Annotated in this window: 14 protein-coding genes, 1 tRNA gene and 1 pseudogene; 4 read left to right on the top strand and 12 right to left on the bottom strand. The window is 57.8% G+C overall.

Annotated features, from left to right (window positions below; translation table 11 throughout):
• Positions 1-150: 150 nt before the first annotated feature.
• Positions 151-763 (bottom strand): annotated as a pseudogene (locus ABF757_RS08365) (transposase).
• Between the two features lie 214 nt (positions 764-977).
• Here ABF757_RS08365 and ABF757_RS08360 point away from each other — a divergent pair.
• From ABF757_RS08360 to ABF757_RS08345, 4 genes are all read left to right on the top strand, one after another.
• Positions 978-1,394, top strand: a complete 417-nt coding sequence (locus tag ABF757_RS08360; RefSeq protein ID WP_415481748.1) for a lysozyme inhibitor LprI family protein — start codon at positions 978-980, stop codon at positions 1,392-1,394.
• The gene (locus ABF757_RS08355; RefSeq protein WP_415481747.1) at positions 1,378-1,833 is read left to right on the top strand and encodes a hypothetical protein; all 456 of its coding nucleotides are present in this window, start codon (positions 1,378-1,380) and stop codon (positions 1,831-1,833) included. Before ABF757_RS08360 ends, ABF757_RS08355 begins: the two co-directional genes overlap by 17 nt.
• Before the next feature lie 443 nt (positions 1,834-2,276).
• Entirely contained in the window at positions 2,277-2,576 is a 300-nt protein-coding gene (locus ABF757_RS08350) for a hypothetical protein (protein ID WP_415481745.1), read from the top strand.
• Between the two features lie 37 nt (positions 2,577-2,613).
• Complete coding sequence (locus ABF757_RS08345) at positions 2,614-2,916, top strand: hypothetical protein (protein WP_415481744.1); 303 nt, start codon at positions 2,614-2,616, stop codon at positions 2,914-2,916.
• 280 nt (positions 2,917-3,196) lie between these two features.
• Here the strand turns inward: ABF757_RS08345 and ABF757_RS08340 are convergent.
• The 11 genes from ABF757_RS08340 to ABF757_RS08290 form a co-directional block, all read right to left on the bottom strand.
• Positions 3,197-3,272: transfer RNA gene (locus ABF757_RS08340), tRNA-Glu, on the bottom strand.
• 125 nt (positions 3,273-3,397) lie between these two features.
• Positions 3,398-3,871, bottom strand: a complete 474-nt coding sequence (locus ABF757_RS08335) for a DUF1489 family protein (protein WP_415481755.1) — start codon at positions 3,869-3,871, stop codon at positions 3,398-3,400.
• Between the two features lie 44 nt (positions 3,872-3,915).
• Positions 3,916-5,088: a radical SAM family heme chaperone HemW gene (gene hemW, locus ABF757_RS08330; protein WP_415481754.1), complete on the bottom strand. Its 1,173-nt coding sequence runs from the start codon at positions 5,086-5,088 to the stop codon at positions 3,916-3,918.
• 74 nt (positions 5,089-5,162) lie between these two features.
• Positions 5,163-7,145 carry a potassium transporter Kup gene (locus ABF757_RS08325; RefSeq protein WP_415481742.1) on the bottom strand — a complete coding sequence of 661 codons (1,983 nt, stop codon included), beginning with the start codon at positions 7,143-7,145 and terminating at the stop codon, positions 5,163-5,165.
• Between the two features lie 114 nt (positions 7,146-7,259).
• Positions 7,260-8,024: a YggS family pyridoxal phosphate-dependent enzyme gene (locus ABF757_RS08320; protein ID WP_415481741.1), complete on the bottom strand. Its 765-nt coding sequence runs from the start codon at positions 8,022-8,024 to the stop codon at positions 7,260-7,262.
• 82 nt (positions 8,025-8,106) lie between these two features.
• Positions 8,107-9,132 carry an NAD(P)H-quinone oxidoreductase gene (locus ABF757_RS08315; RefSeq protein ID WP_415481740.1) on the bottom strand — a complete coding sequence of 342 codons (1,026 nt, stop codon included), beginning with the start codon at positions 9,130-9,132 and terminating at the stop codon, positions 8,107-8,109.
• Positions 9,133-9,219: 87 nt separating this feature from the next.
• On the bottom strand, positions 9,220-11,028 hold the full coding sequence (locus ABF757_RS08310) for a chloride channel protein (protein ID WP_415481739.1): 1,809 nt from the start codon (positions 11,026-11,028) through the stop codon (positions 9,220-9,222).
• A gap of 33 nt (positions 11,029-11,061) precedes the next feature.
• Positions 11,062-12,363 (bottom strand): O-antigen ligase family protein, encoded by a 1,302-nt coding sequence (locus tag ABF757_RS08305; protein ID WP_415481738.1) that lies wholly within the window; start codon positions 12,361-12,363, stop codon positions 11,062-11,064.
• A 284-nt stretch (positions 12,364-12,647) separates the two neighbouring features.
• Positions 12,648-14,222 (bottom strand): methyl-accepting chemotaxis protein, encoded by a 1,575-nt coding sequence (locus ABF757_RS08300; RefSeq protein ID WP_415481737.1) that lies wholly within the window; start codon positions 14,220-14,222, stop codon positions 12,648-12,650.
• Between the two features lie 154 nt (positions 14,223-14,376).
• Complete coding sequence (locus ABF757_RS08295) at positions 14,377-15,522, bottom strand: ABC transporter substrate-binding protein (protein ID WP_415481735.1); 1,146 nt, start codon at positions 15,520-15,522, stop codon at positions 14,377-14,379.
• 4 nt (positions 15,523-15,526) lie between these two features.
• Complete coding sequence (locus ABF757_RS08290; RefSeq protein WP_025861232.1) at positions 15,527-15,754, bottom strand: hypothetical protein; 228 nt, start codon at positions 15,752-15,754, stop codon at positions 15,527-15,529.
• Positions 15,755-15,773: the final 19 nt, after the last annotated feature.

The following is a 15,773-nucleotide window of genomic DNA, read 5'->3' as shown; positions in this document are numbered from 1 at the left end:
ATTAAGACATAAATTATCAAAGAAAATTAGAATATGGATTAAAAATAATGTAATTATTTTCATTAATTTTTTATAAATTTCGTATATATTATAATTAGTCTGTCATGTTTTTTGATTATAGAGTTTTCTGACCATTGACCAGACGGAGGCCTATTGAAGGAAAGCGAGTGCATTGCGATTGAGACGCTCTCAATCCTTGCTCAGACGTTTGCTGTGGTTCAACCAGACGATGGTGCGTTCCACAGTCCAGCGCTTGGGTAATGCCACGAATTTTCTGGCCTCAGATCGCTGCACGATCTCGACATTCACAGAACGGCAGACATGAGCCTGTTTCTGCTGAGATTGGGGCCCCTGATAGCCAGCGTCGGCGTAGAGTTTCAGGCGGAACGGATACAGTCCGAACAATGTCGCCATCAGCATGGCACCGCCATCACGATCCTGAATATTGGCCGCGTGGACCGTTGCCTCCATTAACAGGCCCTGCTTCCGACACAGGACGTAGAGCGCATGGTACAGACGATCGAGTGTGCCATCATGTTGCCAGCGGCAGAGGGTCTTTCGGGATCGCGCGCCACAGGCAACCTGTCCCAAGAACATACATCAAACCGTTCAGGGCCTCCCGTATATCCATCGTCCGCTTGTTACCGCCACGCCGGGCAGCCGGGATCAGTAGTTCGATCTGCAATCATTCCTCATCCGTCAGGTCGCTCGGATAGCGAAGCTGGCTGCGGTCATATCGGGCACGGTTCTCGGCGCTCCACATCAGAAACTCCTGCGAATTAGACATCCTGACAGAGAGCCACAAACAATTCGAATAACTGAAGATGGTCTTGGGCGGACAGTTAGAATTTATTTGCAAGGGGGAGGTAAAGAGATAATTTCACAGATACTCTAGAAAAAAATAGATATAGTTGTTAATATTGCCTCACGTGATATGTCATTTTTGTGATTGTTTATCAACAATGAAAAATCTCTGTGTGTTTTTTATTTTTTTTGTTTCCTTAATAAAATATGTCAATGCAGCGCCAAGTAATCAGGATTTATATAATCAATGTGCAGAGGATTATTTTGTGTCATCGGACATTGCTATTTGTCTGGCAGGAAAACTCTCTGCTAGTGAAAAAGTTCTTGAGAAAGAACTGAAACGTGCGACCAATGCTTTGGATGAGTGGGATATAGATAAAGAAAAAAAGAATAAAGTGAAGAAAAATATTCTAGAAAGCAATCGTGAGTTTAAAAAATATAAAAAAGACTATTGTAATTTTTCCATGTCAATGCTTGGTGGTTCGACTAGTAATTCTTATGAAATCCAAAGGTTGGCATGTTTAATAAGTGTTAATATGCAGTATATTGAACAGATTGAGGGAGACTTGCTGTATGTGCAACCGAAATAATTTTTTATTAAAATGGAGCTCTTCCATAATTTGTATTTTTTATACACATTCTGCCCATGCTGCACCTAGCACTAATGATTTGTCTCAAGACTGTTATCGCCAGTTTCGGATGGCATCGGATGTCAGGGCTTGTGCGGAAAAAAATCTTGAGGTGAGTGAGCGGTTGCTCGCCGAAAAAGAAAAAAAAGAGCCAAGATTATTGAATAAATGGTTGGAGGATGAGTATTTCAAGGCTGACGCTCGAAAATATACACCTATAAGTAATAGAGAATTCGAAAAATACAAAATAAAATATTGTAATTTTTCTATGTCTGTTATGGGGGATGCTGATTTAACAGCGCATGAAATACGTAGGTTGTCATGTGTGGCAAGTCTTAACCTTCATTATATTGAGCAGCTCAAAGCAGATTTATCGTATATTCAATGGAAATTGGATTAATCCATATTCCGCGTTTTCTTTAAGGCAAGATGTAGAAACCATTTCATGGTTTCTGTGTTGATGAGAAATTGTCTCATTTTATCATATCGGGTGGTGGTGCGGCGGAACGGGGCATAGACTATTTGCCTAGCATTTATTCGGGTGCGTCACTGACAGCCAAGCACGTAGGATATAAAGCCTTTGCTCGTGATATTACAGATTATTCTGTTTTGGTGGGGGCCAGGAATAATGTTTAGGTGGCAGAAGGTCACCAATGGTTATCCCTTCTCATTCGTCAGTTCGTCACGCAGTCCATTATGTATGATAAGCGGTATTACTCTGAAGAATATTCTCAGAATTGTCTGTTGCGGCACTTGTTTTTCTGGTAGTGCCAATGCGGCGCTCAGGATTTATATGATTAATGTTCTGAGGACTTTTTTGTTTCGTCAGATATCGTTGTCTGTTTGGCGAAAAAGCTCGCTGCAAGTGAAAAACGCCTTGTAAAAGAGCAGCAGCATGCTGTGGTGGTTCTGGATCAATGGCATGTAGATCCGGCATATAAAGAAAAAGCGAGAGAAAAATTTCTCGAAAACAATAAAGAATTTAAAAAATACAAAAAAGATTATTGTAATTTTTCGATGTCAATGATGGGTGGATCGGAGAGTAATTCTCATGAAATATCCAGAATATCCTGTGTGGCGAGTCAGAATCTTTATTACATAGAGCAGGTTGAAGAGAATTTGCGCTATATAAGGAAGAAGTAGTTTTTTCTAAGTATAAAAATATAGCGGAATTTTTTGAATGAAAAAATTGTATTTTACTGCTCTTTATATTTTCTCTGTCGTGCCTGTTGCTGCCTATGCAGAGCCTAGTGCGAACGATTTGTCTCAAGCCTGTTATCGCCAGTTTAAGGTGATATCGGATGTCATGGAGTGTGCGAAAAGAAAATTTGAGACCAGCGAGGCGCGACTTGCTCAGCAAGAGGCGCAGGAGCCAAAGATGTTCGATGCGTGGTTTGAGGATGAGTATTTCAAGGCAGATTCCAGAAAATATACGCCTGTAAGCAATCAGGAATTTGAAAAATATAAAAAGAAAATATTGTGATTTTTCAATATATCTTATGAGAGACACAGATGCTGCCACACATGAAATTCACAGACTATCCTGTCTGACCAGCCAGAATCTTCACTACCTTGCACTGCTGAAAGTGGATTTGGCCTATACCCAGCGGAAACTGGAATAGTGCAGATGCGAAGGAATCTTGCGCTCTGTAGGGTTGCAGGCTGATTGATTTCGCAAGCCAGTTACGGGGTTATTTGCCTGCTTGGCTTTCCCCAAGGTGGGGTATTTATTTTTTTGATTAACGCTTGAAACCATTAAAAAATGGTGTCCCGTACGGGATTCGAACCCGTGTTGCCGCCGTGAAAGGGCAGTGTCCTAGGCCTCTAGACGAACGGGACAGAGGCGCGTTGTTGAAGCGTGGTTTAATGGTGTTTGCGTCGAGCGTCAAGCGGGCAAAAGGCTCTTTTTTGCTTTTTTTATAAAAAGATAGAAGCCGGGCCGAAGGGCGCGCCAATATGGGGCGTTACAGCCCCAATAAGGCCAGCTCGCGCAGCAGAGGCAAGGGCAGTGGGGTCTGTTCTGCTGCCTGGGGGCCGCCATGGGGTGGCGCAGCGTGCAGGGCATCAGGACTGTCCAGATCAGGGGGGCTGTCTTGCGTGCTCAGGTAGCGCCATCCCTGAAAAGGCCGCATGGGGCAGGCCTGAACCCGGATAATCCTGGGGTTGAGAAAAAGCAGCGTGCCGGATGTGCCGTCCGCACGGGTGCTGGTTTCAATGGCCAGAATTTCCTGACGGCAGAGAATCAGCCCGCTAATGACCCGGTAGAGCGAGCCACCGGGCAGGATTTCGTCTTTCCGGCGGGGGAAGGCTCGGGTGTGTACCACGGGCAGAGGGGTGGCGTGGCCGGGCAGGGAGCGGGCGTTTTCGGGCTGGGTCTGTCGGGCTGCGAGGTCTTCCAGACTACTCACGCCCACAACCAGTTTTATCAGGTTCAGCATGGCTTCAGACATGGGGGCTACGCCCTGTTGTGCAAGGCGGGAGGTTACAGAACCAGCGCGCCCAGAAGAGCTTCAAGCCGGAGCCGTCCTTCCGGTGTGGCGCGCAGGGTCTGGGGCGTGTGGATCAGGTAGCCTTCTTCCACTGCTGCCGCCAGTATGGTGGGGTCCAGCGCGTCCTGCAGGGGTAGGCCGGTGCGGGCAGCGAAACGTGCGGGGTCTATTCCTTCACGCACGCGCAGGCCCATCAGGAGCATTTCACGCGCCCGTTCGGCCCGGCTCAGGGCTTCGCGCGAGGTTTCGCCCGTGCCGTGCTGTTCCACACGTTCGGCCCATGGTTCGGGTGCGCGGTGGCGGCGGGTGGCGTAGAGAGCACCATCCTGCGTTATGCGCCCATGCGCGCCGGGGCCAAGGCCCAGATAGTCGCCGTAACGCCAGTAGGTCAGGTTGTGGCGGCTTTCACTGCCGGGACGTGCGTAGTTGGAAACCTCGTAAGCATCCAGCCCGTGTGCGCGGGTAATCCTGTCCGTGCTGTCATACAGGGCGGCGGCGGTGTCCTCATCGGGCAGGGTGAATGCTCCGGTGCGGTACAGGGCCTCGAACTTTGTGCCGGGTTCGATCGTAAGCTGGTAGAGCGACAGGTGATCCGCCGCCAGTGCCAGCGCGGTGTGCAGTTCGCGCTCCCATGCGTTCTGGCTCTGGCCGGGACGGGCGTAAATCAGGTCGAATGTCATGCGTGGGAACAGGTTGCGCGCACATTCAAGGGCGGAAAGCGCTTGGGCGGCGGAGTGCTCCCGGCCCAGAAAACGCAGTGCCTCGTCATCCAGCGCCTGAATACCGAGCGAAATACGGTTGACCCCTGCCTGTGCAAAGTCACGCAGGCGCGCGGCTTCTACACTGGTTGGGTTGGCTTCCAGCGTGATTTCAAGGTCGGGTGCAGGGTCGAACAGCGTCGTTGCCCGCGCAATCAGGTTGGCCACAGTTTCAGGGGCCATGAGCGAAGGCGTGCCGCCACCAAAAAAGATAGAGGTCAGGCGGCGGCGGCCCAGTTGCGTTGCTTCATGCTCCAGTTCGCGTTCAAGAGCCGCACCAAAGCGGGCCTGTGGCACGGTGGCGCGTACATGGGAGTTGAAGTCGCAATACGGGCATTTGGCCAGACAGAATGGCCAGTGGATGTAAAGCGCCAGCGGTTCCGTGCTGGCAGGTTGTCCCGTCAGCATGGAGGCCCCTTTGAGCAAGGGCTGCTGGTTGGGGGCTGCCAGAAAGGTGGTTGTGGAATGGGGCACGGCGCTGGTCAGATCGCCACCTTCACACCCAGTTCCACCACGCGGTCAGGCGGAATACGGAAGAATTCCATGCTGGAGGTGGAGTTACGCACCATGAACATGAAGATAGACATCCGCCAGCCCGACATGCGCGGCACGGAGGAGCGGGTAATCAGTTCGCGTGAGGTGAAATAGGAGGCCTGAAGCGCGTCAAAATCCACGCCATTGGTTTTCAGTTCTTCCAGCGCGCGGGGGATGTTGGGCATTTCCATAAAGCCGTAACGCAGGATCACGCGGTAGATGTCGGGCGCGAGTTCTTCCACCGTTACGCGGTGGCCGCGTTCAGCTTCGGGCTGGTCGAGGTTCTGCACGGTTACAAACAACACGTGGTCATGCAGGATTTTGTTGTGGCGCAGGTTGTGCAGCAGGCAGGGCGGCACAAAATCGGGCGTGCTGGTCATGAATACCGCCATGCCGGGCACGCGGATGGTGCGTGACTGTGGCAGCCGGGCGATAAAGCTGCCCATGGGCAGGCTGTCCTGACGCTGGCGGCTGATGATAAGCCCGCGTCCTTTTTTCCAGGTGGTCATCATCAGGGTCAGCGCACAGCCCAGCAGCACCGGCACCCAGCCGCCATCGGGAATTTTCAGCGCGTTGGCTAGAAAGAACGTGCCGTCAAGCAACAGAAAGCCGCCAAACACCACCGCAACCCGCCATGCAGGCCAGTTAAAGTGCCGCCGGAAGACGGCAATAGCCAGAATGGATGTGCAGATGAACGTGCCGGTTACAGCAATGCCGTAGGCCGAGGCCAGCGCATCGGAACTGCGGAAGGCCAGCACCAGCAGCACCGAACCCGTGGCCAGAAAGCGGTTGAAGTCAGGCAGGTAAATCTGCCCTTCTTCCTCGGCATTGGTGTGGGTAATGCGCAGGCGCGGCATGTAGCCAAGCTGGATAAGCTGGCGGCAGAGTGAGAACCCGCCTGAAATACCCGCCTGACTGGCAATGACCGTGGCAAGGGTGGACAGCACCACCATAAGGCCCAGCATCCAGTGCGGGCACATAAGAAAGAAGGGGTTGGCCAGAGTTTTGGGGTCGGCAATGACCAGAGCCGCCTGCCCGAAATAGTTCAGCACCAGCATGGGCAGCACAAAGAACAGCCACGCATAGCGGATGGGTGTGCGGCCAAAATGCCCCATATCGGCGTATAGTGCCTCACCGCCGGTTACGCACAGCACCACGGCCCCTAGGGCAAGAAACGATAGCTTGCCGTGGTAGAACACGAATTCCAGCGCATAGGTGGGCGACAGGGCCAGCAGGATATGCGGGTGATGCAGAATCTGGAGCAGCCCCAGCGTGCCGATCGTGCCGAACCAGAGCAGCATGACTGGGCCGAAAATGGTGCCCACCCGCCCGGTGCCGATCCATTGCACGCTGAAAAGGCTGATGATGACGATAATGGCGACGGGAATAACGAAGTCATGCGCCGCAGGGATACTGACTTCCACCCCTTCAATCGCTGACAGCACGGAAATGGCGGGGGTAATAATGCCATCGCCAAAGAACAGGCAGGCCCCCACAATGCCGACAAGGGCCAGAATGGTGCGCGTGCGGGCTTGAGTTGAAACACGCTGGGCCAGTGACATGATGGCCAGAATGCCGCCTTCGCCATTATGGTCGGCGCGCATGATCAGGGTGACGTATTTGAGCGTCACGATCAGGATCAGCGTCCAGAAAATCAGGCTGGCCACCCCCATGATTTCCCACGGTTCCGCAATGTGGTGGCCGGAGATGATCTCTACCGTGGAGCGGAAAGCGTAAAGCGGGCTGGTGCCGATATCACCATACACCACACCCAGCACGCCCAGCAGGGCGGCCATGCCCACCGGCGCCAGTGTGTGCTGGGGCTGGTCGGCATCGAACTCGGCAATATGCCTGGGGGCAGCGTCCCGGTTGTCCGTGGGCTGCGCCGTGCCGGGGGTAGCCGGGCCGGTGGGGTGAGTAGGGTCGGTCATGGTGCCTCTGGCTAGGTGTCAGGGGTGGGGCGCGATCCCCGGGATGTGCATAGAATTAGACAAAGGCCTGAGGCAAGGCATACCCGCTGCCTGCATGGGGCAGGGCGATGCCGCTCAGGGCGCAACGGTGCTTTCGGGCGTGGCTGGGCGCGGGCCAAAAATGGCGCTGCCAACCCGTACCAGCGTGGCTCCCTCGGCTATGGCCTGTTCAAAATCGGCGGACATGCCCATGGACAGCACCGAAAGCCCGTGCGTGTGCGCCATGGCGCGCAGCAGCCGAAAATGCGGGCGGGGGTCTTCATGCGCGGGGGGGATACACATCAGCCCGCGCAGTTTTTCGCCAAAGCGCTGGCGGCAGGCACGGATCAGCGCATCGGCCTGTTCGCGCGGGACACCGAATTTCTGTGGCTCATCGCCCGTGTTCACTTCCACCAGAAGGTCTGGCAGGCGGCCTTCGGTCTGGGCGGCGCGGTCGAGCGCATCCGCCAGTGCCGGGCGGTCCAGACTTTCGATCATATCGGCCAGCCGCACGGCATCGCGGGCCTTGTTGGTCTGTAATCCGCCTATCAGGTGCAGGCGCAGGGCGGGGGATTCGGCCCGCAGGGGCGGGAACTTGGCGGCGGCTTCCTGCACGCGGTTTTCGCCAAAGACAAGCTGCCCCGCGGCCATGGCGGCGCGCACGCTGGCTTGTGGGTGAAATTTCGAGACCGCCACCAGAGTTACATCCGCCGGGTTGCGGCTGGCCTGTGTGGCTGCCTGATCCATGCGGGTACGGATGGCGCGCAGCCTGTCGGCAAGGGCGTGCGGGCCGTCCACCGCACCATCAGGTGCGGGCGTGGAGCCAATGGTTTCGGGTCGGATGACGACAGAGGGTTCCATGACACACCACAGTTTCTCAAATCCGTACAATTCTTCAAGAGCGGGGCGCGGTCAAGGGGCACGGCCTGCAAGCAGGTGCCGTTCAGTCAGCGGCAACCCGCAGGATGATCTTGCCTGAATGCGTCCCTGCTTCCATGGCCGACTGCGCACTGCCGGCTTCATCCAGTGCGAATGTGGTGTGGATCAGCGGGCGTATGGTGCCTTTGTCCAGCAGGGGCCAGACATGGGTCTGCAATCCACGGGCGATACGCGCCTTGGCAGCGGCATCACGCGGGCGCAGGTTGCTGCCAGTTACGATCAGCCTGCGGGTCATGATCCGGGCGAGATCGGCCTGCTCCGCCTTGGCCCCGCCCTGTAGAGCAATGATAACCAGCCGCCCATCTGGTGCGAGAGACTTGAGGTTGCGGTTGAAATACGCCCCCCCGATCATGTCCAGAATGGTGTTGACCCCTTCATCCTGCGTCATGGCGCGGATACGGGCCAGAAAATCTTCCTCACGGTAGTTGATGGCGTGTGCGCCCAGCGTTTCGCACAGGGCGCATTTTTCAGCCGAACCCGCCGTGGCGAAAGCCTCGCCACCAAAGGCGCGCACAAGCTGGATGGCCGTGGTGCCTATGCCGCTGGTGCCGCCATGGATCAGCACGCGCGCACCTTTGGGCGGCAGGGCGGGCATGAACAGGTTGGACCACACGGTAAAATATGTCTCGGGCAGGGCGGCAGCCTGAACGGCGTCAAACCCAACAGGCCATGGCAGGCATTGCCCGACCGGCGCCAGACAGTATTCGGCATAGCCGCCGCCATTGGTTAGGGCGCAGACACGGCTGCCAATGGCAGGCATGGTCGAGTCTTCCAGCGGGGCACCGCAGGCCACAACCTCGCCCGCCACTTCAAGGCCTAGACGCGGGTTGGCACCGGGCGGCGGCGGGTACAGGCCCTGTCGCTGGATCAGGTCCGGGCGGTTAACCCCCGCCGCCATGACACGGATCAGAACCTCGCCCCGGCCCGGTGTGGGCACGGCAATGGATTCAACGTGCAGAACGTCAGGCCCGCCGGGCTCGGTAAAACAGACCGCCTTCATGGAAGGGGGAATGGTGGGGTGTGTTGTCATGGTATGCCTGCATCCCGCAAAAAGACGGAGTGTGACTATGAACCCCGGCCCCGGTGCCGGACAAGGGCCGGGTCGTTCACGTCCGTGCTAGGGGTGGGGCCCGGAGCCCGCGCGGGTAGGGGGCGTGTAGCGGATATGCTTTTCCCCCGCCAGATCACGGCGGATGCGCTCAAGCTCCTCCGCATAACGGCGCAGCACGTAGCGCTCGCTCAGCAGGCCCATAACCCGGCCTGTCTTGTCCACCACGGCTAGTGCAGGGCGGCCCGTGCGCTCGAACGCGGCTACGGCATCGGCCATGCAGGTCTCGGGGCTCAGGGTTTCAAAGCGGGCTTCGGCCAACGAGGAGAGGGGCCGTTCCGGCACGGCCTGAATGGACATCAGGCGCGTGGTGTCCACCATACCCTGATAGTGGTTGTGCTCATCATGCAGGACAATATGGCGGGGCATCCACCCGGCCAGAGTGGCGCGGGCGGTTTCCACCTTCTCATCGGCGGGCAGGGAGTCGGTTTCGGTGCGCATCATGTGGGCCACGGTCAGGGCGCGCAGCCAGCCTATGTCCACACCGGAGCGGATGTTCTCGCCGCGCAGGTGAAAGCGCCATGTCGCAAAGGTATAGCCGAACGACCGCCGGACAGTGAGCGAGGCCGCAATGGCCGCTAGCGCCACACTGGCCGTCATGCCGGCACTATGGGTGGTTTCAAGGGCCAGCAGGATCATGGTCAGCGGTGCGCCAATAACGGCGGTGGCTAGTGCGCCCATGCCCGCCACCGTGCACAGCGAAAGCGGCAGGGGGGCAAAAGGGGCCACCAGCCCCGCAAATACCGCCCCCGCAAGCACACCGAGATAAAGCGAGGCAAAAAACAGCCCGCCCCGAAAACCCGCCCCGATGGAAAGAACCGTGGCCAGCGCCTTCAGGCACAGCAGCGCTAGTGCTAGTTCCATACCCGGCGGGCTGACCAGCCGGGCACGCATGGCCATATGTCCCGAGGACAGCACGGAGGGAGAAATCAGCGCCAACGCGCCAACCAGCAGCCCCCCCAGAGCGGGGCGCAGCCAGTCCTGTCTGAGAATCTGGCGAAACAGGGTTTCGGCCCGTGCAGCACTTTTCATCAGCACAATGCCGATATAGGCGCAGGTCACGCCCAGCACGACCAGCAACGGCCATGCCAGAGGCGGGATCGTGTCCGAAGGGGCAACCGTTACCGCCGGGAGCGACGCACCTGCCAGCCGCGTTACCGCAAGCGCGCAGAGCGTTGCACTGGCCACCGGGGCCAGCAGCGTAAAGGCATAGGAGCCGATAATGAGTTCGAAGGCATAGAACGCGCCCGCCAGCGGCGCATCGAACGCTGCCCCGATAGCCCCTGCCGCGCCACAGCCCACCAGTAGCCGCACATCCGCACGGTGCAGCCGCAGGATACGTCCGATACGTGAGGCTATGGCAGAGCCCATCTGGCTGAAACCCGCCTCCAGCCCAAGCGATGCCCCACAGCCATTGGACAGCACTGTCTGCCCCGCAACCACCAGACTATCGGCCAGCGACATACGCCCGCCATGCAGGGCATTGGCCTCGATAGGGTCAACCGGGCGGCGGCGGCGCTGCTGGTTCAGCCGTCTTTGCCACCCCCCCAGCAGCAGCCCCCCGGCCACCGGCACGCATAGCACGCGCCACGGGCTGACAGCGGCAAGCCCGGAAAGCCGCCCGCTATCAGGGGCTATCAAACGATGTGCAAGAAGGGTGGCCTGCGTCATGGCCGCGACACACAGCCCTGCCAGCACGCCGGATAGGGCTGACAGGAAAACCAGCCATAGGAAATCCGTGCGAACCAGCGCGCGCAGGGCGGCCAGCAGGCGTGTGGGGGTGTGGTGACTCCGCAGGTGCTCCAGCAGGGCTGTCATGCCGCCAGTCTTACCAGCAGGGCCACCACGGGTTCAACCGGTGGCGGAGGTATCCGTGCGTTTGCCTGTTGTGAGCATACGCGCGCGCGCCAGCCCCAGACCCAGCAGCAGGTAGGTCCAGCCGCCCGTCCGTTCTGTAAAGAACGAACTGTTGGATTCAATGGGCCAGAACAGCACAGCTACAATGACCAGCAGCAGGCCCAGTAGCGCATCACGCGTGGACAGATACGCCCTGAGCAGCGTGCGCAGCCAGACCACCACCAGAGCCGCAAACAGAAACAGGGCGACAAGCCCGCCCGATGTCGCAATTTCCAGATAGAAATTATGGGTGTGGATGTTGCAGCCTTCATGCGGGTTGTTGAGTAGTACCCACTTGTCCAGGAAAGGAAAGCTGGTCAGGTAGGTGGGGTCGTCACACAACCGGCGGTAGCCGTCAAAGCCCAGCCCGAACACCGGGTGCTCATGCAGCATTGTCAGGGCGCGGATATAAATCTGCCCGTAATCGCTGTGCGGGAAGTCACTCATCTGTTCAATGAAGTGAATGACAAGTTTATGATAGGCAGGTGGCGACAGAACCGGCAGCGCCAGAACGGTCAGGATTGCGGTTCCGGCGGCGGCCGCCACGATCAGGCGTGTTTCACGGATCAGCAGTGCGCAGAGCACCAGACCCAGACAGACCTGCAATGTGGGCATTCTCTGTCCGACCAGAACCATGGTCAGCGCAAAGAAGGCCGCAAGGGCTGTAGCGATAAGCTTGTTGCGCGGGCCACCTTTCTGAAACAGCAGCACAGGCACAAGCATCAGGCCGGGAAAGAAGGTCATCAGCAATGCGGGGCCAGCGCGGGGGCCGTGGAACGGGCCGGTGAGCGCGCCATCCAGCCAGCGGGGGTACCCCATCAGGTTGGAGCCGGTCAGGTACTGCTCCCAGCACTGGCTGACAATCCATACCCCTGCGATGGCAATGGAAAACTGAACCGACATCTGCCTTTTCTGGCCTGTCAGCACCCATTCTTCCAGCGCTTTGGCAAACAGCGGAAAGCGGATCATCACCAGCGCTTCCACCAGCGAATGCGATGAGTGGCTGAGGGCTGAGGCTAGAACAATGACAGCCCATAGTGCCAGAGCAAGCGGAAACCACCCTTCACGCAGCCAGCGGCCGTTGCGTGCCACGATGGCGTGGATCAGGAAAAAAATCGCAACGGTGGTGATGATACCATCGGCGATGGCGCGTCCTACAAGCTGAAAAAAAGGCAGAATGGCGACAAGAACAGCGGCAATGGAACAGAAAACCCCGGTTATGCCGAGTGCCGTACTGCGCGAGGAGACTTGAATCATGACGGTGCCGGATCAGTTCCGTTGATGGAGAATACAGAAAGGAGGGATTTTACCTGCAAACAGGAAGGCGGGCGGGAGCCCGCGCTTTGGCCCTGTCGGGAAAAGGGTGCGCCAGATGGTCAGGGCACCACGGTGCGCCGCTGGCAGGCCTGATCTGGATGGCATATCGGATGCTGGCGCGAAGCCGGGCAGGATCATCCCCCGCATTGGCAACTGTCAGAGCTGATGGCGTCATTCTGTCCCTGATGCGGCGTGGGTGTGGCCCATATTCGTTCCTGATCGGTCTAGCCGTTGTTCACGACCAGCCCGGGCCGAGTGTATGATCTGGGTTTGGTATTGCCAAGCCGTGCCGGAAGGTTGGCGCTTTGCCTTTCCAGCCTGAAATGGCTGATCGTGCGGGTGAGGGACTGCGTTTCGTTGCGCAGGGTGTGAGTTGCCGCACTCGACTGCTCCACCATGGCTGCGTTCTGCTGCGTGGTCTGATCGATTTCGGCTACGGATTTGTTGATTTCGTTCAGGTTTGAAACCTGTTCCTGAGCGAGGGTGCTCACCCGGTTTACAAAATCCGCAATATCTTCCACCTGCCGCGACATATCCGCCAGCGTGGTGCTGGCATTACCGACCAGACGCACGCCAAGGTTTACCTGCTGGCCTGCCGAGCTGATGAGTTTGCGGATTTCCTTGGCTGATTGCGCCGAACGCTCCGCCAGAATACGTACTTCGGTTGCGACCACCGCAAAGCCGCGCCCCGCATCGCCCGCGCGGGCGGCTTCCACCCCGGCATTGAGGGAGAGGATGTTGGTCTGGAACGATATTTCATCGATCAGATCGACAATGGAGGACATTTTTTCTGAAGATGCCGCGATATCGCGCATGGCGGCAATGGCTTCCTGTGTCACGGTGTTGGACTTGTGGCCCGCATCGCGCGCGCTGGTTGCCGCCTTGGAGGCTGCCAGTGTGATCTGGGCGGTCTGCTCCACTCCGGTGGAAACTGTCCGCACCGAGGCCGCCGCATGGCTCAGATTGGCAGCCTGCCGCTCTGTTCTGTGGGCAAGGTCTTCGGCGGCAATGGCAATTTCATCCACCCCGGTTTCAAGATGGGTTACGGCATTGGAGACCTGCCCCAGCGCTCCCGACAGGGCGCTGGCTGCTGCGTTGAAGTTCTCGCGCAGTTCTTCAAATTCGGGGTCGAAGCTGTTTTCGAACCGGAACCCCAGATCTCCCTGCGAGAGAGCCAGCAGCCCGGCCTTGAGGTTTTCGATCAGGGCTTCCTGACTGTTCTGGCGGGCCTGTACTTCGGCGCGGGCTTTTTCGCGCTCTTTTTCCAGTTCTTCCAGATAGATGGAAATAGCCAGATCGATATCGAGCAGCACCGCCTTGCACAGGCCGCTCAGCCCGGCTGTAAAGGTTTCGTCCATACCGCGGCCAAAGAGGCCTCGCCGTGTGTTGGCTTTTGCCAGCGCGGAGCGAATGAGCGAGTCCATGACAAGGGCGTATCCGCCCAGATACCAGCGCGGTTCCAGCCCTATGCGCGCATGCACGGTGCCGATGGCCCGCACCCGCTTGTTGTAATCTTCGCCGAAATCAGCATTGGAAATGTTTTTCCAATGCGCGATCTGCGCGGTGCGTGCATGCCGTATATGATCTTCAGATGAGAAAAAAAGCTTTGTCTGCGGTGTTTTTTTAGCTTGGACGTAAAATTTGTCTAATGCTTCAGGCAATGCCTGATCAATGACATCGCGCATGGAGCGGATGGCGCGGCACTGGGCGTCGTCTAGCTGAAAAAAATCGAGAAGCTGCTTCGTATCGTTCAGGGCTTCATCGGAGGACGTATGGGAAAGGGAGGATGAAAAAGTCATTGTTCGCGATCCATGACATGCAGAGGATGAAGGCAGAGGCTATGCAGAGATAAAAGTAACGTATGAGAAATAAGACCGTGCGTTAGCTCCGGGTTTCCATAGTCATGGTTTGGAAACCATTTTTATGCCCGCCTCATGGGCATGGGATAACGGGTTAATGAGATTTTTCCTTTCTTTCCCGTGCGTTATCGGGTGCGGGGGGATTGCCTGACAGGATACGTGTCATTTCATCATCTGTCAGATTCACATGGAAAAATGTCTGATAAAATGTGAATGCGACCGAGCGGATATCGATATCGGCAAACAGCTCCGGGTGCAGGCGTGTGGCAGCCCAGTAGAGTTGCAGCAGGTCTTCGCAACCGTAACGGTCCCATGCAAAAATACCGCGCGGGTTGCGCCACCAGCGCCCCGTCTGCAACGCAGGCAGCGCCATCAGCGGAGATGTGGCCGGCACGACCCCGGCGGAAGCATCCACGATGACGATATCGGGATTCCACGCTAGAATCTGCTCGGCAGAAACTGGCCGGTGGTTGCCCGAAACCGTTGCGGCATTGCGCCCGCCTGCCGCTGTAATCCAGGCATCCACCAGCGTATTGCCGCCATCCACCTGCAGGGGTTCAAGTCGGGCAATATGCAGCACGCGGGGCCTGTTCTGCTCAGGCAGGCTGGCCAGACGTGTGTGCAGCAGGGTGAGGGTTTCTGCCATCCGCTGGTGATACAGGGCAGCGGTGCGGGTGGCTTCATCCGTGCCGAGGGCCTGCGCCGTCATATCGAGCGAGCGCAGCAGGTCGGCCTGCGTGGCGTATTCAGCACTCAGGGCAGGCAGGCCCGCGCGGCGCAGTTCCTCCGCCTTGGCGCGCGATGAAACGAACACAAGGGCGATATGGCGGGCCAGCAGGTCTTCCGCGCTGGCGGTATCGGGGCGGATACCCGTGCGGGCCTTTAGTAGGGCGGGAAAGAAACGGAACAGCCATGGGCTTTCCGTCGGGCTTTCCGCGCTGACGGCAATACGCCCGGCCCCACCCAGCATGACGGTGATTTCGTTATGCGCGTACCACAGATCGGCAATCGGCCCGTTATCCTGCGGGATGCTTACAACGGCCCCACCCATGTCCGTAACCATGCGGGGGGGTGGTGTGTCGGCGTATGCGGGCAGGGTGGAGGCGGCCAGCAGCCCGGCCAGCACGGCACAGGCGGCGTGGCGCAGGGGCCGATGCGAAAAGCGCGGGCGCGGAGGGGGATGGCGTGCAGGGTGGCTGGCGTGGTGCGGCTGGGCGATGGGGAGCTGTGGGGCGGTCATGCGTTCAGGCCAGCACGGTGCGGTTGCGCCGCCAGCTATCTTCGAGAGCATCCGCCGGGTCGGGGGCGGGGTCGCTCCATTGGCCTTCCTGCCCCGGTGGGTGGGCAAGGGCACGCCAGCCTGCCTCGCCCGCCTGACGTTCCATTCTGATATGCCAGGAGGGGGGAATACGCTCCAGAAGGCGTTCGAGCTTCTGGCCGGGTGTCAGCGGTCTGGCGTAGTTATGTCCCATATCGTGTCTCCCCCCGCCT

Source organism: Acetobacter papayae (assembly GCF_047721125.1).
GTDB classification, from domain to species: domain Bacteria; phylum Pseudomonadota; class Alphaproteobacteria; order Acetobacterales; family Acetobacteraceae; genus Acetobacter; species Acetobacter papayae.
The sequence above is the reverse complement of the archived record's forward strand: the minus strand, read 5'-3'. Positions and strand labels throughout refer to the sequence as shown.